Origin of the sequence: Streptococcus cristatus, assembly GCF_003943515.1 — a bacterium.
Lineage (GTDB): Bacteria > Bacillota > Bacilli > Lactobacillales > Streptococcaceae > Streptococcus > Streptococcus cristatus_D.
This window is the reverse complement of record NZ_RJPT01000001.1, coordinates 342,668-364,439: the sequence shown is the minus strand read 5'-3', so window position 1 is coordinate 364,439 and position 21,772 is coordinate 342,668. Positions and strand designations below refer to the sequence as shown.

Here is a 21,772-nt window from a genome sequence, read left to right as displayed (position 1 = left end):
TTGAATGTCTGTAAACGTTGATAGTATCGTATTGATTAACGTTTTGAGAACTGTGATGCTTTACGAGCTTTCTTAAGACCTGGTTTCTTACGTTCTACCATACGAGCATCACGAGTAAGAAGGCCTGCGCGTTTCAATGAATCGCGGAAGTCTGGGTCTACTTGAAGAAGGGCACGAGCGATACCGTGACGGATAGCTCCTGATTGACCAGCGTAGCCACCACCATCAACGTTTACGAAAACGTCGTATTGACCAACAGTTGAAGTAACTGCGAATGGTTGGTTGATAACCAAACGAAGGTCAGCGTGTGGGATGTACTCTTCAACATCTTTTTTGTTTACAGTGATTTTACCAGTTCCTGGAACAAGGCGAACGCGTGCAACAGCGTTTTTACGACGTCCAGTACCTGCATATTGTGCTTGTGACATACTTTATTGTTCCTTTCCTTAGATAAGTCCTGAAATATCAAGAACTTCTGGTTGTTGTGCAGCGTGAGTGTGCTCAGCGCCTACAAATACTTTCAACTTCATACCTTGAGCACGGCCAAGAGTATTGTGTGGAAGCATACCTTTAACTGATTTTTCGATCAAACGAACAGCGTTCTTAGAGCGAAGTTCACCAGCAGTGATAGACTTCAAACCACCTGGGTACATTGAGTGAGTGTAGTAAACTTTATCAGTTGCTTTTTTACCAGTCAATTTAACTTTTTCAGCGTTGATAACGATTACGAAGTCACCTGTATCAGTGTGTGGTGTGAATGTTGGTTTATTTTTTCCACGAAGTACGCTTGCTACAACTGCAGAAAGGCGTCCAAGAGGTACATCAGTAGCGTCTACTACATACCATTTGCGTTCAACTTCACCTGGCTTAGCCATGTATGTTGTTTTGTTCATGATTTCTCCTATATGAATATCGTTTTTGTTTACAGGGCGGATGTTCCGGTCCGCGGGTTATTTGAAAGGTTCCGGGGCCTTACAAATGGGGTAAACAATACCGCCTACTATCATACCAAATTTTCTAGCCAAAAGTCAATATATTTGATGCAATTATTTATAAAATAACGATTTCATTTCTATTTAGTCTGAAAGTTCACTGCCAATGCTAAAGAGTCCTAGAGTACCTGGCCCAGTATGTGTCGAAATAACCGGACCAAGAGGCAGGATAAGGACTTCTGTAACCTGTCCAGAAGCCAAAAGCTGCTCCTTGACATTTTCAGCGACTTCTTTTTCTCCTGCATAGGCGACCACCACCCGCGGATCAGAAATCGTCTCTAAAGTCATCCGAACCACCTCAGCCTGCGCCTTCTTCTTGCCTCGCACCTTAGCGACCGAATCCAGACTTCCGTCAGCTGTGACTGCGATGATGGGCTTGATATTGACCAAGCTTCCCATAAGAGCCGCTGCCTTGGAAATGCGGCCACCCCGCATAAGATGATTAAGATCATCTACTAAGAAATAGGTCTGGACTCTAGGAACTAGACTTTGGAGCAAGTCTGCCGTCTGCTCCAGACTTTGACCTGCCGCTCTCGCTTCTACAGCCTTCATGACCAAGAGCCCTTCACCCATTGAAGCTGCCTTGGTATCAAGGATGGTGATGATCGCCTCAGGATAATCCTCTAAGACCATCTCCCGCGCCATGACTGCACTTTGGTAGGTCCCAGACAAGGCTGAAGCAAAGGCCACATAGAGAACCGCTGTGCCCTCCTGAGCATAATGGCGGAAAACATCTTCAAATTGACCGACATTGATCTGGCTGGTAGTCGGCTTGCTGCCAGACTCCATCTTGTCTAAAAGCTGCTCACTAGTCAACTTATCTGGTCCGACTGTCTCATAGGTTTGGCCGTCTAGCTGAATAGTCAAGCCCAGAACCTGCACATCATGTTCTTGGGTCCAGCTTTCTGGCAGGTCTGCCGTCGAATCCGTTAAAATTTTAAAGGTCATCTTTTTTCTCCATCATTTTTTAGTTACCAAAGAGAAGGCTTCTCCATGGACATAAGCGGGTTATTCGTGGTGATTTGACTGCCACCATATCGGGACTAGCTACTGGAAATTTCTTGCTTCTTAGGAAAGCTATTTTCGCTCGGTCAGTCTAGGATTAGTTCAAACGTTTCTGTTTGATATTTTTCTAACGCATAAGCTCCTAGTACTTGCATTAGCCCACCCGATTTCTAAAAACTTCATACATGAGAATGCCTGCTGCGACGCTGGCATTGAGGCTTTGGACATGACCATTCATGGGAATGGTCAGCATTTCGTCCACCTGCTTCTTGATGTTGCTGGAAATCCCCTTGCCCTCGTTGCCGATGATGAGTGCCAGCTTGCCTGCCGTATTCCACTTATGAACAGGCGTCCCCTGCATATCCGTCCCAAAAATCCAGAAGCCGGCTTCCTTGAGCTTGTCCAGAGTCTGGCTGAGATTGGTCACACGGGCAATGGGAATGTGCTCGATAGCGCCCGTAGAGGTCTTGGCCACAACTGGTGTCACGCCGACTGCTCGGTGCTTGGGAATGATCACTCCAGTCACATTGGTCGCGTCAGCCGTGCGCAAGATAGAGCCCAGATTATGCGGGTCTGTCAAGCCATCCAAAATCAACAGAAGAGGATTCTCTTCCTGCTCCGCTTTTTTCAAAATATCCGCCAAATCCGCATAGGCAAACTCTGATACCCGCAAGACAAATCCTTGGTGAACGGCTCCATCCGTCATCTCCTGCAAGGTTTTCTTGGGTGTCCAAGAGATGGAGACCTTCTTTTCTGCCGCCAAATCTTTCAGCTTGCTCACGTTTTTGCCACGCAAGTCGTCCTGAATGTAAAGTTTATTTCCCGTATTGGCCATCAAGGCCTCGGTCACAGCATGCACGCCGTAGACAATATCATTTTTTTCCATACTAACAGTATATCACAAGCTCCCCCAAAAAATCTGTCTAAAAGCTAAATATCTCTCTATGACAGCCTAGCATTTCTCAGCAATCAGCTAAAAACTGCTTTTCGTTATCATATTTATTTTTGGAATAATTCCGTATTTGAGACCTAGAAACTAAAGGAAAGTGACTGGCCGAGGCCTAGATTATTATGAATCTATAGGAAAAGTGACTAACCGAGACCTAGAATGCCAAGAAAATATAGGGTAAGTGACCAGCCGAGACCTAGAATGCCAAGAAAATATAGGGTAAGTGACCAGCCGAGGCCTAGATTACCATGAATCTATAGGAAAAGTGACCAGCCAAGGCCTAGATTGCCATGAATCTATAGGAAAAGTAGCCAGCCGAGACCTAAGTTGCCACGAATCTATAGGAAAAGTGACCAGCCGAGGCCTAGGTTGCCATGAATCTATAGGAAAAGTAATCAGCCGAGGTCTAGGCTAGACTCACTTTCTCTAAGCAGTCACACCAAGAAATTAAAGTTCTTATCCTAGAGCCGAATAACTAAACACGATACAAAAAGAATTTGGGACAAAAAGATTTCAATTTTTAAAAATCTTAATTATTAATCCCTTCAAATCTATAATTAAATGCGAAAAGCGAACAAAGCAGAATTCTGATTACCAGAAAACTAGTTTTGTTCGCTTTTTATATTTGAGTTCAGACTTTTGTCCCACTCTCTTTCTCTCTAATTCAACAACTAGCAATCAACATCAGCAAGTTGTATGATTTAGTTGTTCTTAAGCGCTTCCTTGATTTCACCAACTGTTGCAGCAACACTTTTATCTTGGAAAAATTTTAATTCTTTATTGCCATTCTCATCGGTTGTCTCTACGGGATTACTGTAGTCATCTGTAGAGCTAGTTGTAAAACCACCTGATTTGTCTGCAATGATTAGTTTACTGTCTGATAAACCTGAAAAGTAGTCATTAATTTCTTTTTCAGATTTACCTTTTAGTAAATTCTTATAAATAGAAATGGTCTGATTTTCGTTTGTTTTACCGATTGTAGTTTCTGCAATAACTGGCTTCAGCAAAGTATATGAAGCAATTCCTAATGCTACGACTGACAAAGTTAACAGCATCTTTTTCTTAGCCATTTTTTGACCTACTTTCTTATTCCAAATTCCATATCCTACACAGACCTCTAGCCTAACATAGAGTTTGTTAAGAATATATAAGAGAATGACACAACATAATTTACGACTTGAAATTTTTTTATATTTCTTTGCATTCCTCCTTACTAAATTATATAATGTAGTCAGAATCATGTAGTATTGTTTTAACTATTTTCAAGTTTTTTTGGAGATTATGATATGAGATATGATTTTGGAAAAGTTTATAAAGAAATTAGAAAGTCTAAAAACCTCACTCAGTCAGATGTGTGTGGCAATGTACTGTCTCCTACAACACTCTCTAAGATAGAGAATGGGCTTGTCGTTCCAAAGTATGAGAACATGGCTTTTTTACTTCAACAAATTAATATGAGCTTTGATGAATTTGATTATATTTGTAATCTTTACCATCCTAGTGAGCATACCGAAATATTAAATCAAATCAGCAATATTCATTCAATTAGTGGAGTAAGAGAACTTGAAGCTATTCATAAACAATGTGGATCTTATCTAAAAACTCATTGTGATATCTCTATCCAAAAATTGCACCAATCTTTGACCGTTGTACTTCAAATTAGAAAGAATGGAATTTTAAATATAGATAAAGTGACACAAGATATCGTTGACATTTTATGGAACGATTTACAACATCATGACACATGGTACGCAGCAGACTTCAACATTTTAAACTCTATTCTTTTTGTCCTTCCTACGGAGACTATTCTAGATACCACTCAATTAGTTCTTCACAGACTAGAAAAATACTCTGATTTCCAAAATATCCTTCCCATAAAACTAGCCCTTCTATCAAATTTATCTACCTTTTATTTTTATTATAAACACTTTCCGATGTGCAGTCATATCTGTTCGATTGTTATTAAAACAGCAAAATTACTTAAACGGTATGATGCAATTGCATTTCATTCGGCCAGAATCGGAATTTGTGATGCTGATGAAGAGCTAATACAAAAGAATCTTGAAATATTACGTTTGCTAGAGGAAGATGAGTTATTAAAAATTATTGAAAACGAAATATCTGTATTTCATGCTATTAAAGCATCAAACGAAATGGGTATTCCATGGATGTTGTGATATGAGCTCTATAATTTCTACAGTGGTTAACTCCTTGTAGGAATTGTAGAGCTTATTTTAATTTAGAGATTAGCTTTCCTATTTTAAAACTATCCTTCCAACATCAAAAAAAGAGAGAACAAATCGTTCTCTCCTGTGCTTACATTGTCATCCACTAGGGTTGACTAGAAGCTATTTATTTTACTTTAGCAGTGCTTGTGATGACTTCAACTGCTTTTTTAACAGCAATATCATGTTTAAGCATTTCTTCTGAAAGCAATTGGCGAACGCGGTCTGCTTCCATGTTGTAGTCTGTTGCCAATGAAGTGATTTCTGCTTCAACTTCTTCAGCGCTCGCTTCAAAGCCTTCTGCTTTCGCAACTGCTTCTACAACAAGGTTCGTCTTAGTGCGTGCTGCAGCATCTGCTTCATATTGTTTGTGAAGGTCTTCTTGAGTTGTACCAGTGATTTGGAAGTACATATCAGGAGAGATACCTTGACGTTGCATGTTGCCGAGGAATTCGTTCACAGCTCGATGAACTTCTTCGTGAATCATTTCTTCTGGAAGGTCAACGATTTCTGCATTTTCTACTGCAAGATCAATCGCTGCTGCTTCAACTGCATCGTTGTAAGCTGCTTCTTTCGCTTCTGCTAATTCTTTACGGTATTTTTCTTTCAATTCAGCAAGAGTTTCAACTTCTTCGTCGATGTCTTTTGCAAGTTCATCATCAAGAGCTGGAACTTCTTTTTCTTTTACTTCATGGATTGTTGTAACGAATTTTGCTTCTTTACCAGCAAGGTCAGCTGCTTGGTAGTCTTCTGGGAAGGTTACAACAACGTCTACTGTTTCACCAGCTGAGTGACCAACCAATTGGTCTTCGAAACCTGGGATGAATTGACCTGAACCAAGTCCAAGTGAGAAGTTATCGCCTTTTCCGCCGTCAAATTCAACACCGTCAACAGAACCCACAAAGTCGATGACAACTGTATCACCTTCAGCTGCTGCTCCATCTTTCAGAACCAATTCAGCCAAGTTGTTGCGTTCACGCTCAATGCGCTCATCAACTTCAGCGTCAGTAACTTCCTTAGAAACTTCTACAGATACTTCAAGGTCTTTGTAAGCACCCAATTTCACTTCAGGTTTTGTTACAACATCAGCAGTGATGACCCAGTCTTGGCCTTTTTCCATTGAAGTCACATCAATTTTTGGTTGTGCAACCACTTCAAGACCAGCTTCTTTTACAGCTGCTTCATAAGCTGCTGGAAGCAATGCATTCAAGACATCTTGATAAAGTGACTCTTCACCAAAACGTTGGTTGAAGACTGGACGAGGAATATGACCTTTACGGAAACCTGGTACAGCAATATTTTTCTTAACTGCATTAAAAGCACGATCCAAAGCAGGTTTGATTTGGTCTTGACCGATAGTAAAAGTCAATACACCACGATTTGTTTCTTTGTTTTCAAATGATACAGACATTCTGTCAGTTCTCCTTCAAATTTTTTGCATACAATCCATTATAACATAAGTAGCAGTTTTTTCAAGCGACACCTTTTATTTTTCGCCTTTTTCCCCTTTCATACGCTGAAATCCAAGCTACTTTTTACTCTTTTTTGACCATTTGCCCAACTCTTAGCAGACAATATTCTCCTACCACTGTGGGTTTATTTCCCTCACCAGCACGAGAATCAACAGGCAAAGTCTACCATTTGGGAAAAGAGAGTGAGGCAGAAATCGGTCATTCGTTAGAATTCGATTTCGTCGTCCCACCTCCGCACATTTGAGTAGGGCTGTAAAAGCTGATGAAATCAGCCTAGTAGAGCCCACTCAACCACTGCGTCTTACTCGACAATCCAAAGACAATTGAGAGGCTAGGACTTTTGTCCCAGCCTCTCCTCCTCTATCCTACTAGGATTTTCGAATCCTATCTTCAATATATGATGCTCTTGCTCCGCCAATTAACTTGGGACGACTGGCAAGGGCAGTAACGTGAGCCTGACCTAAACTGCGTAGCTGAGGGCGAATCGGAACCTGAACATGCTTGACATGCATTCCGATTGATGTATCCCCCACATCCAAGCCAGCATGGGCTGTGATAAACTCAACCTCCACAGGATCTTCCATATAATCAAAAGCTGCTAACTGGCCACTCCCGCCTGCATGGAGGCTGGGCAGGACATTGACAATTTCTAGGTCTTTCTTTTCTGCCAATTCTCGCTCTACGACCAAGGCGCGGTTGAGGTGCTCGCAGCCTTGAACGGCCAAGTAAATCCCCCGAGCTTGCAGAATATCTAACAAGGTCTTGACAATGACCTGACCGACTTCCCTACTGGAGTGCTGGCCAATGTGTCCCCCCATGACTTCACTAGAAGATAGACCTAGGACAAAAATATTTCCCTTGACCAAACCCGCCTTGTCCAAGACATCTGTGGCAATCTGTCTGGTCTCCTTTTCAAGTTTCTCTAAATCCATCTTTGACCTCACTTACTCTGGCTGAAGGGCTCTTTTCAAGACAAGGGGAAAGGCTCTGTAAAGGGCATAGCCGACCACCAAGCCAAAAATATTTTGCATGACATTGCCCCAAATCGCTGCGATAGCTGCACCCGGTCCACTCAAAATGCTACCAAAGAGAGCATAGCCACCGACCATGGCAAGTCCGGCCAAGAGCAAGCCGATATAACGCTGCTTGCCAGTGAAGCCGGCAAAGTAGCCTTGAAGACCATGGCAGATGAGGCTAAAGACCATCCACTGAGGATAGCCAGCCACCAGGTCAATCAAGAGACCGGACAAGCCCCCAACCAAGGCTCCTTCCTTACGACCAAAATAAAATGCGGTAAAGTAAATTCCTGCATCTAGCAAGGTCAGAAAGCCAGTTGGCGTCGGGATTTTAAAAAAGTTTCCTAAAACAATGGATAGGGCTGTAATGACAGCCAGCAAAGCGATTTTTCTTGTCTGATTATTTTTCATATTGAATAACTCCATACTGATCTGAGCGCTGGATAGCGCGGTAAACAAAATCTTTTGAATAGTTGACGGCTTCAAGAGGTGATTGGCCTGCCAAAAGCTGACTAGCTATGCTAGAAGCAAAAGTACAGCCTGCTCCTGTGTTATTGTTTGGCAAAACAGGGCTTTCTAGTAGCTGAAAATCTTTGCCATCGTAAAATAAATCAAGGGCCTGATCTTGGCTGAAACGATTTCCTCCCTTGATGACGACATTTTGAGCTCCTAGTTCATGGAGGGTCACAGCCGCAGCCTTGAGATCATCCAAAGTCTTGATATCCGACTGAGTCAAGATCTCTGCTTCTGGTAGATTGGGCGTGATAATGGTCGTATAAGGGAAAAATTTGATCAATTCATCTCGGAGGGCCGAGACTTCCACATCGTGAGTTTCCTTGCAGACTAAGACAGGGTCTAGCACGACTGGTATGCCCGCTTGCTTTTTGATGAAGTCCAGAGCCTGGTCTACAATGGCAACCGTTGGTAACAAGCCCAACTTGATAGCCGAAAACGGCACATCTTTGAGCGAAGAGAGTTGCTGCGCAAAGACCTGCTCGTCAGTCGGAAGAACTTCAAAGCCCTTGTCCGTCATAGCGGTCAAGCAAGTCACCGCTACAAAGCCATGCAGGCCATGGACCGTATAAGTAGCTAAATCCGCATAAAGACCACCACCACTAAAAATATCATTGCCAGAGAGGGCTAAAATCAACTTATTCTTCATAAATAATCTCCTTTAGATAAAGACCATTAGGCGCTGCGGTTGGCCCAGCTAGCTGCCGATTCTTTTCTTCTAAAATCCGTTCGATTTGGTTGACTGGCATCCGCTTATTTCCAATCTTGAGCAGGGTTCCCACCATGTTGCGGATTTGCTTATAGAGAAAGCCATTGCCAGAAAACGTAAAGACTAGAAAATTACGTTGCGCATCAAAAGTCAGACTAGCCTTTGTAATCGTGCGAACCTTATTTTCCACACTGGTACCCGAGGCTGTAAAGCCCGTAAAATCATGTGTTCCCTCCAAGGCTTTAATGGCTTGCTCCATCAGAGGAATCTCCAAAGGATAGGGATAGTGGGTCGCATAGTGGCGCATCATCGGATTTTTTGGCCGACCAATATCCACCAGAAACTCATAGGTCTTGCTGTGCGGCTTGTAACGGGCATGAAAATCTTCCGTCACTTCCTCCACAGAAATGACATCAATATCCTCTGGCGTCTGGGTATCCAAGGCAAAACGCAACTTTTCTTCATCCCTAGCTGACGGGAGGTCAAAGTGAATGACCTGCCCAAGCGCATGAACGCCGCTGTCGGTCCGACCAGCTCCGTGGATGACAATGGGCTGGCCTTTGTTAATACGAGTTAAGGTTTTTTCGATTTCTTCCTGTACGCTCCGAGCATGAGGCTGGCGCTGAAAGCCAGCAAATTCATGTCCATCGTAGGAAATAAGGGCTTTATAACGAGTCATGTCATTATTTTAACAAGAAAAAAAGCCTGTCGCAAGAGAGAAAGAATAGAACTGTCTGGGTACAGAAAGTATTGACAGGAAGCTCTAAATCAAGTAAACTAAAAAACGCAAGGAGGACACTATGGCAAAGGATATTTCTTATAGGCAAGGACAGGAGCGCTTTCGCTATCGGGCTGCTGCACTCATCATTGAGGAGGAAGCCCTCTGTGTCATATCCTCTCCTAGCGAGGACTATTTCTATTCAGTGGGAGGGGCAGTCAGATTTGGAGAGACCTCCAAAGAAGCTGTCCAGCGAGAAGTTTTCGAAGAGACAGGACAAAAGTATGAGATTGAAAAGCTGGCTTTTGTTCATGAAAATTTATTTTCAAACTCAACCGGCATCCTCAAGGGACTAGATTGTCATGAGATTTGCTTCTATTATCTGATGAAGCCTCACGGCAAGCAATTTGACTACCAGCATAAGCAAGAACAAGTCCATTGGATTCCCCTGACAGACTTGGAAAACTATAAAGTTTTTCCAAAGGAAATTACACATATCCTCCAGCACCTCCAGACAGGTATCCAGCAGATCATCAGTAAAAAAGAATGAAGTGAACAGCATCACTTCATTTTTTCTTTATTCTCCCAACATGACCTGCTTAATAGTCAGTTGATCTATCCTTCTACTGGATAAATAGATTAAACTTTCATAGACTAAGACAAAGACTAGCAAAGTCATCAGGCAGACTCCAAAATCAAAATCATAGTCAACTTTCTGAGCTATGGATTTTTCCATCAATCTGAGTAAAAGCTGCATAATCCCGTATTGATAGCCTGTTCCTAAGACGAAGCCCAAAAAAGCAAGAAAGCGGTAGGGAGCAAACAAACTCTTATGGCACTCATTTCTGTTATAACCAAAAACCTTCATAATAGCTAGGGTTTCTTGATTTTCCTGCAGGAGTACTCCCAGCGACAGATAGAGGATTGCCACTGACAGGACAGTACCGATTGACATCATCATGCTCTGAATGGTCTCATCTGTCAATTCTTTCATACCAAATGATAGCTGAATCATAGCTGAAAAGCACATCGAACCAAAAATGACAAAGAATATTAATAATTTTCTAGACCAGAGCAGGCTGGCAGAAAGGTCTGTTAAAAAGGGACGGTCTTTCCTTATTTTCTTTCCTACTTTCCTTTTTGGTGACTTTTGACTAGAACTGACCCGCTTGAGCAAGTCTAGAGCAGGCAAACGTAGATAATAACTAGCGCAGAGAACGGCTAAAGCAGTAAAGGCTAGAGTCGGTAAGACAACGAGAAACAAGAATAGGGACCAATGTTGCATAATGGTGATTTCAGGCAAAACCCCGCTTTGATTACGCAACTGATAAAAATGCGGCATCATAGCAAAAGAAGATAAATAGCCAACGCCTGTTCCCAAACCAACTGGAAGACTAAAAATCCAAAACTTTCGGCTAATTTCCCAGTTTTTATAGCCCATAGCCTTTAAAATTCCTAATTCTGGCTTATGCTGGTCAATAAATTGCCGAATGTAAAAGAAGAGGAGGAGCATCGATGTCAGGGATAAAACAGCTCCGCTAACTGATGCAATTAACCAAGAAATCGCAACTTGAGCATCGTAAGTAGCTCGAATCTCAGGCGACCAATTTGTTTGATCTAGTAAACGGATATCCAGATAAAAATTTAGGAAGAGATTGGTCACAAAGACCGCACAAAAGCTAATAATTGATACAACGACTAATCTATACAAATCTTTTATTGAAAACATAGCTTACCATCCAATCTCATAGGCCGTCTTGGGCTGACTATTTGTCTCTAAGCTTTGAATCTGACCGCTATTGATATGGACAATGGTCTTAGCCATCTGAGCAATATTTGCATTGTGGGTCACCATGACCAGCGTAAAACCTAGCTCATCTTGAAGACTTGAAATATAGGCTAGAATCTGACGACCTGTTGCTTCGTCCAAGGCTCCAGTCGGCTCGTCCAAAAAGAGGACATTCGGTCTTTTAGCTAGGGCTCGTGCAATAGCCACCCGCTGCTGCTCACCACCTGACAGCTGACTTGGATAATGCTGAAGTTTATCACCTAAACCTAAAGCCTCCAAAATACGGACATAATCTTGGTTGCCTGCTAGGTTGGCGCCCATTTTGACATTTTGCTCCACTGTAAGATTTGGAAGTAAGAAATACTGCTGAAAAATAAAGGCAATCTGCGCTCGGCGAAAAGCCGTCAATTGAGCTTCTGTCAGCTGGGATAGATCTTCTTCATCGTAATAAACATGACCACTGTCTGGTTTTTCTAGGCCCGATAAAACGTTGAGCAAGGTTGACTTTCCAGATCCAGAAGCTCCCAAAATGACCAAGTAATCTTGGTCAGCAATCTCCAAGTCGATCCCTTTTAAAACTTCTCTTCCATTGTAAGACTTGCGAATTCCCTTTAATCTAATCATTCTTGCTTTCCTTTCATTTCCTTTAGGAGGGCAGTAAATACTTGCGTTAAGCGTTCTGTCACTTCCTCCTGACTAAAAGAATAAATACCCGATGCTATCATGCTAGCCAAACCATGAGAATAGATAAATAAATGCTGATAGACAAACTCTGCACTCTCTATGGACACGGGATAATCCTCCACAATCGACTCTAATATCTGCTGATAACTATGGTCTTTCTGAGGTAAAAAGTCCTTGAAAGACTCAATGGGGTGCTTGTGAGGATTTAGATAGAGAATTTTAAAGAGCTGAGGCTCCTGACTGGCAAAAAGGATATAGGCCATGCCAACTGCTCTGAAAGGCTTGGCTCGCTCCAAAGCCGAACGAATATATTGGACAAGAACGAATTCTGCCGCCCGAACAACTGAATGACTCAGATCCTCCATATTTTCAAACTGACTGAAAATAACCTTGGGGCTAGACTGTAATCGTTCCGCTAGAGAACGAGCAGTCAAACCAGCCAAACCGTCTTCTCTGACAATCCCTAGAGCTGCTTGGATAATTTCATCACGAGTAAATTTATTTTTAGGTGGCATCAAAACTCCTTTTAGATACAATCGTTGCGCAACATTTGTTTCTTAAAATATAATATCACACAGAACATTAAAAAACAAGTATAAAAAGAAGCCTTTCGGCTTCGATTTTTATTTGATAAATCCCCAAATAAAACGGGATCCTCATTTAGTCAACAAGAGGGTAACAAACAAACTCTTTTCCTCTACCTTTTAGGGATCTGTAAAAACCATGGTTGTACTTTGGTTTTTCATATTTGCGAGATAAGAACTTCAATCAAAACTTATCGACCATTCTTTCTTTAGTCTCTTCTCAAGAATTGATCCAAGTAATAGTCAAAGTAAGTTTTGCTTCCCGTAATGACTACCGCACGACCTTCAATACCATAACGTATCTTCTTGGCTTGGGCATCCGTTAAGCTTATTTCAGCCTCCACCTTAAAGAAGTTGCCTTTTTCCGTTTTCGTCGCATTGTTGTCAATGTTTGAAATTTTAGATTTGAGAACAAATTCTTTATTATTTCCATCCATTGCAGTGAAACGCAAAGTCTCACCTTTTTTCAGACTAGCAACATCTTTTGAAGTCACATAGGTTGTAATGACGACCTTTTTTTCCTTGGTCAAAACAGGATACAACTGAGCGAGCAACTTCCCTTCGGGAACTAGATTCGCTCCTGCTGTTTCAGGATTTAGGTGGAGAATACCATCTTCAGTTGCTGTGATCATGCCCTTTTGAGTGATACCACCTTGCACCTTGAGATTGTTTTCAACTTCTAAAATCTTTTGATTCAAGGCCGTCAATTCTTGACCAACTTTAGTCAACTGCTGAGCTTTCAAAGACTCAAGCTGACTATCCAAGCTCCCAGAATAAGCCTGCTGAGCACCGGAACCTGCATACTGCACTCGATAGCCCGAAAGAGCTGATTCAAACTGCGAAATCTGATTGTCAATCTGCGACAGAACTTGACTCTTTAGCTGACCTTGACTATCAGCAGCTGCTTGTGTCTCATAAGCCTGATAGATGCTATAGCCGGCATTAGTCGAAGGGACACTTGTCCCATTTTGGATGGCATTTCTAAGCGTTTGATAATCCGCTAATTTAGCATTAGTTTCATTGATCAAATTCCCCAGCTCTGCCTGTGAATTGCTGGCCGCTGAATTTTGAGAAGCAATGGTCGAATTCTGTTGTTCGGTATTACTACGGATGCTAGCAGCTTGACTTTTATAATCATTAAATGCCTGCTCATAGCCGAAGCGATCTTCTCCTGAAAACTGGCTAGTCCCCGTCTTCAGACTTTCTTGCAGCAGCTCCAACTGACGTTTCTGCTCCTTCAAGCTTTCTACTTGAGAGGAGAAGGTTTCTTTTTGAGTATTTTCGCTATCAGACTTATACTGAACTAAAAGATCCCCTTTTTTAACAACCTTGTTTTCCTTCAAATTATTAGTGACAATGGCATTGTTACTGGTTGATTGGATGTTAGCCAGAATCTTGCTAGGTTCAATAGAAGCACCTGAAGTAATAGTGATTTCTTTTTTAGCAAATAGGGAGAATAAGACCACAAAAATCAACAAGAAGAAAGTCGGTAAAATCACGCGCACAGAAAAGCTAGAATATCTACGGTTATAAAATTCGGCACTCTCTAAGTAATGTTCTTCCATCTTCTTTCTCCTTTCTAACTATTCACCAGATGAGCATAGAAGCCATCCTGAGCAACCAACTCTTCATGCGTTCCTTGCTCCACGATTTCACCCTTGTCCAAAACAACCACTTTTTCAGATCGCTCCGCAATGGTCAATCGATGGGCAATAAAAATGATGGTCTTGTCCAACTCCAAAAGGTTGTCAATGATCTTTTTCTCTGTCAAGATATCCAGATTGCTGGTCGCCTCATCAAGGATCAAAACAGGAGCATCGGTCAAAAGAGCCCGAGCCAAGGCCAAGCGCTGACGCTGACCACCTGAAATTCCTGAACCATCCGATGTCAATTCTGTTTGGTAATTCAAAGGCATCCGTTCAATATCTTCACGGATTTCTGCAATTTCCAACGCCCGAATGATTTCTTTCTGAGTCGTTCCGGGCTTGGCACCTAGGAGAACATTCTCCAAGATGGTACCATTAAAGACATAAGGCTGTTGCGGCAAGTAATTGATATGACGGCGCAAGACATGCTTGTCAATCTGATTGAGGTTGATATTATTAACCAGAATTTCTCCCTCGTTTGGATCGTAAAAGTTCACGATCATCTTGGCAAGAGTCGTCTTTCCAGAACCAGAAATTCCCACAAAGGCCACCTTGCTGCCTCTTTCAATAGTCAAATTAATATCCGACAGAACGTTTCGTCCATAGCCATACTTGTAGCTGACATTTCGCAACTCAATATCACCCTTGGTCATGCTCAAATCACGGATTGCTTTCTTATCCATAAATTCAGAGTCAACCAGATAAACCTCGTTCAAGCGATTATTGGCAACTTGTGCAGTCTGAAGTTTGGTTTGTAAATTGATAATATTCTCCAGCGGATTTGTGAAATAAACCAGCAAAGTATTATAAGTAATCAACTGCCCCAAGGTCATTTTATTGTCCATTACCAAAAGGGCTCCCATCCAAAGGATTGCAACATTCAGCAAGAGCTGAGCCGTCTTCTTCAAGCCGATTTGGATGTTTTCCATCCGACTATAGGCAAATGATTTCTTCAGATAGTCAACAAATTCTCTATCAATCTTTTGATAGCGGAAATCTTCACTTGTCAAGGATTTGATCGTCTCAATACCATTGATATCTTCGATAATGGAAGAAGACAGAATAGCATTGGATTCCATCGTGTCACGATTCATTTTTTCAAATGGCTTCATGAAAGCAAAAATCACGACGATATAGATTGGCAGCGAGAGCAAACTGATAAAGAACAAATAGAAATTTTGTGAGAACAAAACAATTGCCATAACGACAACGATAGAGACATCCAAAAAGATGGACAGAATGGTACTGGCCAAGGCATCAATGATACTATTGGCATCGTTGAAGCGCGATACGATTTCTCCTGTCCTTCTTGTCGCAAAAAAAGACATGGGCAGATGAAAGACATGCTTAATATAGGACAAAATCACATCAATCGAAAGGCGTTGGCCCAAAATGAGAAGCAGATAGCTCTGAGCATAAGTTAGGATCTGTTGCAAAATGTAGACGACTATTAGACCGAGAGAAATAATCCCTAAGGTATTCCTCATCTGATTCGGTACATAAGTATCAATAATCCCCTGCATGTAGTAAGAGCCCACGATATTGATGATTGTCACCAGCATCGTTGCGATAACGATATTGGCAATTAACCCCTTTTGTTTCATTAAAATCGGAACAAAAGACCAGAGACCGTTTTTCTTTTCCTTGTGTGGTCTATATTCTGGCGCTGGGGCGATGAAAATAGAGACACCTGTCCACTCTTGCGCAAACTGTTCCTTAGAAAGTTTGGTCATTTTTACAGCCGGATCCGGATCCGCAATATAAACCGAATGTTTATCGTGCCCAGTCACAACATAATAGTGAAGCAATTTCTTGTCTTTGATAACATGGGCGATAAAAGGATAAACGATCCCCTTCATGTCAAATAAAGACATATCCGCTTTAAAGGCTCGTGTTTCAAAACCTAACTCTTCGGAAACCTTCACGAGCCCAAAAGCAGTTGTTCCTCTTAAAGTTGTCTTGGCCATTTCACGCAAACTGGCCAAAGAATAATAGGAACCATAATAACCATATATCATGGCTAGCGCTGCTACACCACAATCTCTCGCGTCAACTTGAGCCCTATAATGACGCTTTGTAAATCTCATACAAACTCCTTTATTCACAAAAGTGTAAATTTGCTTTTATGGAGAACGACCCTCGCATAAAAACTCCTAATTAGTAAACATACTATTCAACACAAACTGCTTGTCAACTTTATCCATAGCGGTTCTCTCCAATAAAAAACAAGTATAAATTAGGGAGAAGAACTTTCATAACAAGCAAAAAATAGATATCTCTATCATACACTAATGTGGCGTATTTTTCCAATGGTATCAGTCGTTTTACTCCATGTAAACATAAAATTACTTAAAAAACAGACATAAAGTAACTTTTACACTAAAAAGCCTCTTGTCCAAATCAAGACGAACAAGAGGCTCTATGTCGAAACACAAAATATTAGTTAAAAACGTCTGGGCTTGCAGCACCACCGTTGTTAGCGCCACCACGATTGCTAGAGCCAGAACGTGATCCAATTCTAGAACGAATACGACCATATGCACGAATAGCAAGTCCACGTACAGTGCGACCAACTTCACGACCAATATCAAATACGGCACGTACAAGGTCACCACCGACCCATCCACCTTCTACTTCAACCAATTCAGCTTCAGTAAGAGGCATAAATTTTTGATCTAATGATTTAAAATCTTTGTTCATAAAATTCACCTTCTTCTATTTGAAATATTAAATTAGTTGAAAAGTCCTACTAAGAAACCTGAAACCAATGAGCCACCCAAAATAGCCAATGATACTGTGAAAATATCAACAGGGATACCGTAGAATGCCCATCCACCGTCGATCATCATCATTTCTTCTTCAGTCAACGCAGCAAATTGGTTGTCCATCATAGCAAAGTTTTCCATATGTGTTCTCCTTTTTTTACAAGGCTTCCTTAACCTTGTTAATATATTGTTTGTGGTCAGTTTTATTCAAACATCGCTTCAACACCTATATTATACAACAACCCTATCGGGTTCAACATGACATTGATGTCATGTTTGGAAGAAAAATGTGTAATTTTTTCATAATCTTTTAAATATCCTATTTTTCCCATTTTCCCTAGTTTCATTTTGTGGTACAATAGGGGCTATGGAAAGTATTACTTTGAGTCCTAAACAAGGAGAAATTCAGGCTTTTGTCCAGAAATATCAAGACAAGCTTGTGCCCAGTAAAAATCAGTATATCCAATATCTACTGAAATTGAACCAGGCAACTGTCAGTATCTATACTTCTGGCAAGGTTCTTTTCCAAGGAGAAAAAGCTGGTCACTATGCTGCTTTTTTTGGCCATCAAGCTGAAGAAACAGTCGACACTACTCAGAATGTTGCTCTTATTGGTACTGATGAGGTCGGAAATGGCTCTTACTTTGGTGGTTTAGCAGTTGTTGCTTCCTTTGTCAGTCCAGAACAGCACGCTTTCTTGCGTAAGTTGGGCGTGGGCGATTCGAAGGCCTTGACCGACCTTAAGATTCGGCAGCTGGCACCAATTCTGAAAAAGGAAATCCAACATCAAGCCCTGCTCTTGTCACCAGAAAAATATAACGAAGTGGTTGCCTCTGGTTACAATGCCGTATCTGTCAAGGTGGCCCTTCATAATCAGGCCATTTATCTGCTATTACAAAAAGGTTTAACACCAGAAAAAATCGTCATCGATGCCTTTACCAGTCAGCAGAATTATGACAAATATCTGCAAAATGAAAAGAATCATTTCCCTAATCCTGTTAGTCTCATTGAGAAAGCGGAAGGAAAGTTTCTAGCTGTCGCCGTCAGTTCCATTATAGCTCGCGATCTCTTTCTGGAAAATCTGGAAAATCTGAGTCAAGAGCTTGGTTATACTCTTCCGAGCGGGGCTGGGAGCAAGAGTGATCAAGTTGCTTGCCAGATCCTCCAAGCCTATGGAATGGCTGGCCTCCAGCATACCGCTAAACTTCATTTTAAAAATACAGAAAAAGCTAAAAAGCTCTTAGAAAGGTAGACTATGAAAAACAAGCACTTTGACTTCCGTGCCTTCCTCAAGGAGTGGGGAGTCTTTACCCTGATTGTCTCCGTCATCTTACTCACTCGCTGGCTGCTCTGGGCACCTGTCAAGGTAGACGGCCACTCTATGGATCCAACCTTAGCCAATGGTGAGTATTTGATGGTTTTGAAATACCAGTCCATTGATCGTTTTGATATTGTTGTAGCCACTGAGACAGATGCTGGTAAAGATAAAGAAGTTATCAAGCGAGTGATTGGCCTTCCAGGTGATACCATCCAGTACGAAAACGATACCCTATATATCAATGGCAAAAAAACTGATGAACCTTACTTAACAGAATACATCAAGAAATTCAAAAAGGACAAGCTCCAATCCACTTATGTAGGCAAGGATTATAAGGACAACGGAACTTTCTTCCGCAAGCTAGCCTCTCAAGCCCAGGCCTTTACCGTGGACAAGGAAGGTAGCCCCGTCTTTACCATTAAACTTCTAGACGATGAGTACCTCCTTCTAGGTGACGACCGAATTGTTTCCAAAGATAGTCGCCAAGTCGGTACCTTCCAAAAGGAACAGATTCAAGGCGAAGCTAAATTCCGCATCTGGCCAATCCTACCTTTCAAGACTTACTAATACTTAAGAGTATACCCCATCCAAACTCAGTTGACTACTCAGCTGGGTTTGCTTTTTAAAAACAGATACATAAACAATGACAGAATTTTATTTTTCAGGCACTATTGAGCGCATCATTTTTGAGAATCCCAGCAACTTCTTTCGAATCCTCCTCTTGGATATCCAAGACACGGATTGTGAAGATTTTGATGATTTTGAGATTATCGTGACCGGAACCATGGCCGATATTATCGAAGGCGAGGATTATACATTTTGGGGAAACCTAGTTCAACATCCAAAGTACGGACAGCAGCTAAAAATTTCCCGCTACGAGAGGGCAAAACCAACTAGCAAGGGGCTGGTTAAATATTTTTCCAGTGACCACTTTAAGGGTATCGGGGTCAAGACAGCTCAAAAAATCGTGGAACTCTATGGGGACGAAACCATTGACAAGATTTTAGCTGAGCCAGAAAAACTCAAAGAAATCACTGGCCTTTCTGCCAAGAACCGAGAAGCCTTTGTGACCAAACTGCAACTCAACTATGGAACAGAGCTGGTCTTAGCTAAACTGGCCGCCTATGGCATTCCCAACAAACTAGCCTTTCAGATTCAGGAAACCTACAAGGAAGAAACGCTGGAAATCGTCGAGCACTATCCCTACCAACTAGTTGAAGATATCCAAGGTATCGGCTTTAAAATCGCCGATCAGCTGGCCCAGCAGTTGGGAATTGAAAGTGATGCTCCTGAGCGTTTTCGAGCTGGCTTGCTTCATACCCTTCTGACCCAGTCCATGGAAACTGGCGACACCTATTTGGATGCTAGAGACCTATTGGCTCATACGATTGAGCTTTTGGAGAGTTCGCGTCAAGTAGAACTAGATCCCAGTCTGGTAGCCGATGAATTGGCTCACCTGATTGAAGAAGACAAAGTCCAAAATGTTGAGACCAAGATTTTTGAAAACAGCCTCTTCTTTGCCGAGGAAGGCATCCGCAGCAATCTGGTCCGCCTCTTGGAAAAAGGCCATCAGGATCGCTTTGAAGAGGGAAAAATCCTCGACGCCATCAGCCAAGCTGAAGATGATCTAGGCATCAACTATGATGGTATTCAGAAACAGGCCATTTTCGATGCTATCACGCAAAAAGTCTTTATCCTGACGGGTGGACCAGGAACAGGAAAAACAACGGTTATCAATGGTATTATCGCTGTCTATAGCCAGATTCGGGGCTTGGATTTGAAAAAGAAGGCAGATTTACCCATTCTCCTTGCTGCACCGACTGGGCGAGCTGCTCGCCGTATGAACGAGCTGACTGGCCTGCCCAGCGCTACGATTCACCGACATCTCGGTATGACTGGAGATGATGATACCAGTCATTTGGATGATTATCTAGATGCTGACTTTATCATCGTAGACGAGTTCTCTATGGTAGACACTTGGCTGGCCAATCAGCTCCTCAGTAATATCTCTTCCAATACCAAACTGCTTTTGGTGGGCGATGCAGAGCAGTTACCCTCTGTCAGTCCTGGCCAGGTATTAGCTGACCTACTGCAAATACCGAGTATCCCCCAGACCAAACTGGAAAAAATTTACCGTCAGAGCCAAGATTCGACCATTGTCACTCTGGCTAGCCAGATCCAAAAGGGACTGTTGCCAGAAGATTTTACTGAAAAAAAAGCGGATCGTTCTTATTTTGAAGCTCGAAATGAGCACATCCCGCCCATGATTGAACGAATTGCCAGCGCAGCTATTCGCAGCGGCATTCCTGCTCAAGATGTGCAAGTGCTGGCTCCCATGTACCGCGGACAGGCAGGCATTGACCAGATTAACAGCCTCATGCAAAATCTCATCAATCCTGTGGAAAAAGACCAGCTGACCTTTGAGGCACCTGACTGCCAATATCGACAGGGAGACCGGGTCATCCACCTCGTCAATGATGCCGAAAGCAATGTTTTTAACGGTGACTTAGGCTATATCGTCGACCTGCTCCCAGCTAAGTACACCGAGTCCAAGCAGGACGAATTAACCATCAACTTTGACGGCAATGAAATTAGCTACCAGCGCAGCGAATGGTACAAAATTCGCCTAGCCTATGCCATGAGCATCCACAAGTCTCAAGGTAGCGAGTTTCCCGTGGTTATCCTTCCCATTACCCGAAGCAGCCACCGCATGCTCCAGCGCAATCTGGTCTACACAGCTATTACCCGAGCCAAGAGCAAACTGATCCTACTTGGGGAAAAGTCAGCCTTTGACTACGCCATAAAAAATACCGGAACAGCCCGCAAAACCTATCTGATTGAACGTTTTGGAGATGTAGAATCCCCTCAAGAAATTATCCACATTCCTGTGGATAGGTTGGAAAAAGCTGTGGAAAACTACATCCTGACGGAGGAAAACTTACAGAAAATTAACCCTATGATTGGGATAAGGGAAGAAGATATTAACAGTATTTTTGGCGATGGCAATTAAATGGAAACCGAATCCAATAGGTTTTACTTTTTATGCTGTCACAGAACCTTACTAAGAAAGCCTCACAAGTTCCTTCTTTACTCAGATTCGACCAAGAGTGCTTTATCAAATATTCCCCTTTAAAACAGCAGAGTCTGAGACAGTTTTATACGAAAGCTTCAAAAAGTGCAAAATCTCTTCCTTATGTTACAATGAGGGCGAAAAATTTATATTAAGAAATGTGAGCTCATCTCCCTCGTCTCTTTTTAAGCTTCTTGTATTCTTTTCTAAAGTCAGATAATAGGAAAGTAGAAAATAAGCTAATTTTAGTAACGAAGATGACTAGAGAAATATCCATCCATAGCCAATATTAATCAAGAAACTTTATTTTTTAGCTA

22 protein-coding genes are annotated in these 21,772 nt (G+C 42.0%); 5 read left to right on the top strand and 17 right to left on the bottom strand.

The genetic code is table 11. The annotated features are described in order from the left end of the window. Positions 1-35 precede the first annotated feature (35 nt). The 5 genes from rpsI to D8791_RS01865 all read right to left on the bottom strand — a co-directional run bounded on the left by rpsI (position 36) and on the right by D8791_RS01865 (position 4,187). Positions 36-428 carry a 30S ribosomal protein S9 gene (gene rpsI / locus D8791_RS01885; protein WP_002902303.1) on the bottom strand — a complete coding sequence of 131 codons (393 nt, stop codon included), beginning with the start codon at positions 426-428 and terminating at the stop codon, positions 36-38. 18 nt (positions 429-446) lie between these two features. After that, positions 447-893: a 50S ribosomal protein L13 gene (rplM, locus tag D8791_RS01880; RefSeq protein WP_003026230.1), complete on the bottom strand. Its 447-nt coding sequence runs from the start codon at positions 891-893 to the stop codon at positions 447-449. A gap of 183 nt (positions 894-1,076) precedes the next feature. Beyond that, entirely contained in the window at positions 1,077-1,940 is an 864-nt protein-coding gene (locus D8791_RS01875) for a DegV family protein (protein WP_125446066.1), read from the bottom strand. 211 nt (positions 1,941-2,151) lie between these two features. Next, on the bottom strand, positions 2,152-2,883 hold the full coding sequence (rlmB, locus tag D8791_RS01870) for a 23S rRNA (guanosine(2251)-2'-O)-methyltransferase RlmB (RefSeq protein ID WP_125446065.1): 732 nt from the start codon (positions 2,881-2,883) through the stop codon (positions 2,152-2,154). A gap of 764 nt (positions 2,884-3,647) precedes the next feature. Then, on the bottom strand, positions 3,648-4,187 hold the full coding sequence (locus D8791_RS01865; protein ID WP_260473498.1) for a hypothetical protein: 540 nt from the start codon (positions 4,185-4,187) through the stop codon (positions 3,648-3,650). A 45-nt stretch (positions 4,188-4,232) separates the two neighbouring features. On the opposite strand from D8791_RS01865, the gene D8791_RS01860 reads away from it, so the two are divergent. Beyond that, complete coding sequence (locus D8791_RS01860) at positions 4,233-5,123, top strand: helix-turn-helix domain-containing protein (RefSeq protein WP_125446064.1); 891 nt, start codon at positions 4,233-4,235, stop codon at positions 5,121-5,123. 175 nt (positions 5,124-5,298) lie between these two features. Here D8791_RS01860 and tig read toward each other — a convergent pair whose 3' ends face one another. From tig to truA, 5 genes are all read right to left on the bottom strand, one after another. Beyond that, on the bottom strand, positions 5,299-6,582 hold the full coding sequence (gene tig / locus D8791_RS01855) for a trigger factor (protein ID WP_005591726.1): 1,284 nt from the start codon (positions 6,580-6,582) through the stop codon (positions 5,299-5,301). Between the two features lie 429 nt (positions 6,583-7,011). Further along, positions 7,012-7,575: a TIGR01440 family protein gene (locus tag D8791_RS01850; protein WP_125446063.1), complete on the bottom strand. Its 564-nt coding sequence runs from the start codon at positions 7,573-7,575 to the stop codon at positions 7,012-7,014. A gap of 12 nt (positions 7,576-7,587) precedes the next feature. Then, positions 7,588-8,070, bottom strand: coding sequence for an ECF transporter S component (locus tag D8791_RS01845; RefSeq protein ID WP_015605737.1), 483 nt, complete (start codon positions 8,068-8,070; stop codon positions 7,588-7,590). Beyond that, positions 8,060-8,821 (bottom strand): bifunctional hydroxymethylpyrimidine kinase/phosphomethylpyrimidine kinase, encoded by a 762-nt coding sequence (locus D8791_RS01840; RefSeq protein WP_125446062.1) that lies wholly within the window; start codon positions 8,819-8,821, stop codon positions 8,060-8,062. Before D8791_RS01840 ends, D8791_RS01845 begins: the two co-directional genes overlap by 11 nt. Beyond that, positions 8,811-9,560 (bottom strand): tRNA pseudouridine(38-40) synthase TruA, encoded by a 750-nt coding sequence (gene truA, locus D8791_RS01835; RefSeq protein WP_125446061.1) that lies wholly within the window; start codon positions 9,558-9,560, stop codon positions 8,811-8,813. The genes D8791_RS01840 and truA overlap by 11 nt, the downstream gene beginning before the upstream one ends. A 121-nt stretch (positions 9,561-9,681) precedes the next feature. Between truA and D8791_RS01830 the strand changes: the two genes are divergently transcribed. Next, on the top strand, positions 9,682-10,149 hold the full coding sequence (locus D8791_RS01830; protein WP_125446060.1) for an NUDIX hydrolase: 468 nt from the start codon (positions 9,682-9,684) through the stop codon (positions 10,147-10,149). Positions 10,150-10,176: 27 nt separating this feature from the next. On the opposite strand, the gene D8791_RS01825 is transcribed toward D8791_RS01830, so the two are convergent. The 7 genes from D8791_RS01825 to D8791_RS01795 form a co-directional block, all read right to left on the bottom strand. After that, entirely contained in the window at positions 10,177-11,328 is a 1,152-nt protein-coding gene (locus D8791_RS01825) for an ABC transporter permease (protein ID WP_125446059.1), read from the bottom strand. Positions 11,329-11,331: 3 nt separating this feature from the next. Further along, positions 11,332-12,012, bottom strand: coding sequence for an ABC transporter ATP-binding protein (locus D8791_RS01820; protein WP_125446058.1), 681 nt, complete (start codon positions 12,010-12,012; stop codon positions 11,332-11,334). Beyond that, the gene (locus tag D8791_RS01815) at positions 12,009-12,587 is read right to left on the bottom strand and encodes a TetR/AcrR family transcriptional regulator (protein ID WP_125446057.1); all 579 of its coding nucleotides are present in this window, start codon (positions 12,585-12,587) and stop codon (positions 12,009-12,011) included. The genes D8791_RS01820 and D8791_RS01815 overlap by 4 nt, the downstream gene beginning before the upstream one ends. Positions 12,588-12,865: 278 nt before the next feature. Further along, a complete protein-coding gene (locus D8791_RS01810) occupies positions 12,866-14,221 on the bottom strand; it encodes a bacteriocin secretion accessory protein (protein WP_125446056.1) in 1,356 nt (451 codons plus the stop codon). A 14-nt stretch (positions 14,222-14,235) separates the two neighbouring features. Next, positions 14,236-16,389, bottom strand: coding sequence for a peptide cleavage/export ABC transporter ComA (gene comA, locus D8791_RS01805; RefSeq protein WP_125446055.1), 2,154 nt, complete (start codon positions 16,387-16,389; stop codon positions 14,236-14,238). 352 nt (positions 16,390-16,741) lie between these two features. Continuing rightward, positions 16,742-17,002 (bottom strand): hypothetical protein, encoded by a 261-nt coding sequence (locus tag D8791_RS01800; RefSeq protein WP_005591092.1) that lies wholly within the window; start codon positions 17,000-17,002, stop codon positions 16,742-16,744. A gap of 32 nt (positions 17,003-17,034) precedes the next feature. After that, positions 17,035-17,208 (bottom strand): class IIb bacteriocin, lactobin A/cerein 7B family, encoded by a 174-nt coding sequence (locus D8791_RS01795; protein WP_125371132.1) that lies wholly within the window; start codon positions 17,206-17,208, stop codon positions 17,035-17,037. A 226-nt stretch (positions 17,209-17,434) separates the two neighbouring features. Between D8791_RS01795 and rnhC the strand changes: the two genes are divergently transcribed. The 3 genes from rnhC to recD2 all read left to right on the top strand — a co-directional run bounded on the left by rnhC (position 17,435) and on the right by recD2 (position 21,395). After that, positions 17,435-18,319: a ribonuclease HIII gene (rnhC, locus tag D8791_RS01790; RefSeq protein ID WP_125446054.1), complete on the top strand. Its 885-nt coding sequence runs from the start codon at positions 17,435-17,437 to the stop codon at positions 18,317-18,319. Between the two features lie 3 nt (positions 18,320-18,322). Continuing rightward, positions 18,323-18,952: a signal peptidase I gene (gene lepB, locus D8791_RS01785; RefSeq protein WP_125446053.1), complete on the top strand. Its 630-nt coding sequence runs from the start codon at positions 18,323-18,325 to the stop codon at positions 18,950-18,952. Between the two features lie 76 nt (positions 18,953-19,028). Further along, positions 19,029-21,395: an SF1B family DNA helicase RecD2 gene (gene recD2 / locus D8791_RS01780; RefSeq protein ID WP_125446052.1), complete on the top strand. Its 2,367-nt coding sequence runs from the start codon at positions 19,029-19,031 to the stop codon at positions 21,393-21,395. The last annotated feature ends 377 nt before the right edge of the window (positions 21,396-21,772 follow it).

Bases quoted from the DNA above. Each gene is read 5' to 3' on its own strand.
- D8791_RS01845 (WP_015605737.1), bottom strand. From the start codon at position 8,070: ATGAAAAATAATCAGACAAGAAAAATCGCTTTGCTGGCTGTCATTACA.
- D8791_RS01830 (WP_125446060.1), top strand. From the start codon at position 9,682: ATGGCAAAGGATATTTCTTATAGGCAAGGACAGGAGCGCTTTCGCTAT.
- rlmB (WP_125446065.1), bottom strand. From the start codon at position 2,883: ATGGAAAAAAATGATATTGTCTACGGCGTGCATGCTGTGACCGAGGCC.
- truA (WP_125446061.1), bottom strand. From the start codon at position 9,560: ATGACTCGTTATAAAGCCCTTATTTCCTACGATGGACATGAATTTGCT.
- D8791_RS01865 (WP_260473498.1), bottom strand. From the start codon at position 4,187: ATGATTCTGACTACATTATATAATTTAGTAAGGAGGAATGCAAAGAAA.
- D8791_RS01820 (WP_125446058.1), bottom strand. From the start codon at position 12,012: ATGATTAGATTAAAGGGAATTCGCAAGTCTTACAATGGAAGAGAAGTT.
- tig (WP_005591726.1), bottom strand. From the start codon at position 6,582: ATGTCTGTATCATTTGAAAACAAAGAAACAAATCGTGGTGTATTGACT.
- D8791_RS01840 (WP_125446062.1), bottom strand. From the start codon at position 8,821: ATGAAGAATAAGTTGATTTTAGCCCTCTCTGGCAATGATATTTTTAGT.
- D8791_RS01875 (WP_125446066.1), bottom strand. From the start codon at position 1,940: ATGACCTTTAAAATTTTAACGGATTCGACGGCAGACCTGCCAGAAAGC.
- lepB (WP_125446053.1), top strand. From the start codon at position 18,323: ATGAAAAACAAGCACTTTGACTTCCGTGCCTTCCTCAAGGAGTGGGGA.
- D8791_RS01795 (WP_125371132.1), bottom strand. From the start codon at position 17,208: ATGGAAAACTTTGCTATGATGGACAACCAATTTGCTGCGTTGACTGAA.
- D8791_RS01850 (WP_125446063.1), bottom strand. From the start codon at position 7,575: ATGGATTTAGAGAAACTTGAAAAGGAGACCAGACAGATTGCCACAGAT.
- comA (WP_125446055.1), bottom strand. From the start codon at position 16,389: ATGAGATTTACAAAGCGTCATTATAGGGCTCAAGTTGACGCGAGAGAT.
- D8791_RS01815 (WP_125446057.1), bottom strand. From the start codon at position 12,587: ATGCCACCTAAAAATAAATTTACTCGTGATGAAATTATCCAAGCAGCT.
- D8791_RS01810 (WP_125446056.1), bottom strand. From the start codon at position 14,221: ATGGAAGAACATTACTTAGAGAGTGCCGAATTTTATAACCGTAGATAT.
- recD2 (WP_125446052.1), top strand. From the start codon at position 19,029: ATGACAGAATTTTATTTTTCAGGCACTATTGAGCGCATCATTTTTGAG.
- D8791_RS01860 (WP_125446064.1), top strand. From the start codon at position 4,233: ATGAGATATGATTTTGGAAAAGTTTATAAAGAAATTAGAAAGTCTAAA.
- rplM (WP_003026230.1), bottom strand. From the start codon at position 893: ATGAACAAAACAACATACATGGCTAAGCCAGGTGAAGTTGAACGCAAA.
- rnhC (WP_125446054.1), top strand. From the start codon at position 17,435: ATGGAAAGTATTACTTTGAGTCCTAAACAAGGAGAAATTCAGGCTTTT.
- D8791_RS01825 (WP_125446059.1), bottom strand. From the start codon at position 11,328: ATGTTTTCAATAAAAGATTTGTATAGATTAGTCGTTGTATCAATTATT.
- rpsI (WP_002902303.1), bottom strand. From the start codon at position 428: ATGTCACAAGCACAATATGCAGGTACTGGACGTCGTAAAAACGCTGTT.
- D8791_RS01800 (WP_005591092.1), bottom strand. From the start codon at position 17,002: ATGAACAAAGATTTTAAATCATTAGATCAAAAATTTATGCCTCTTACT.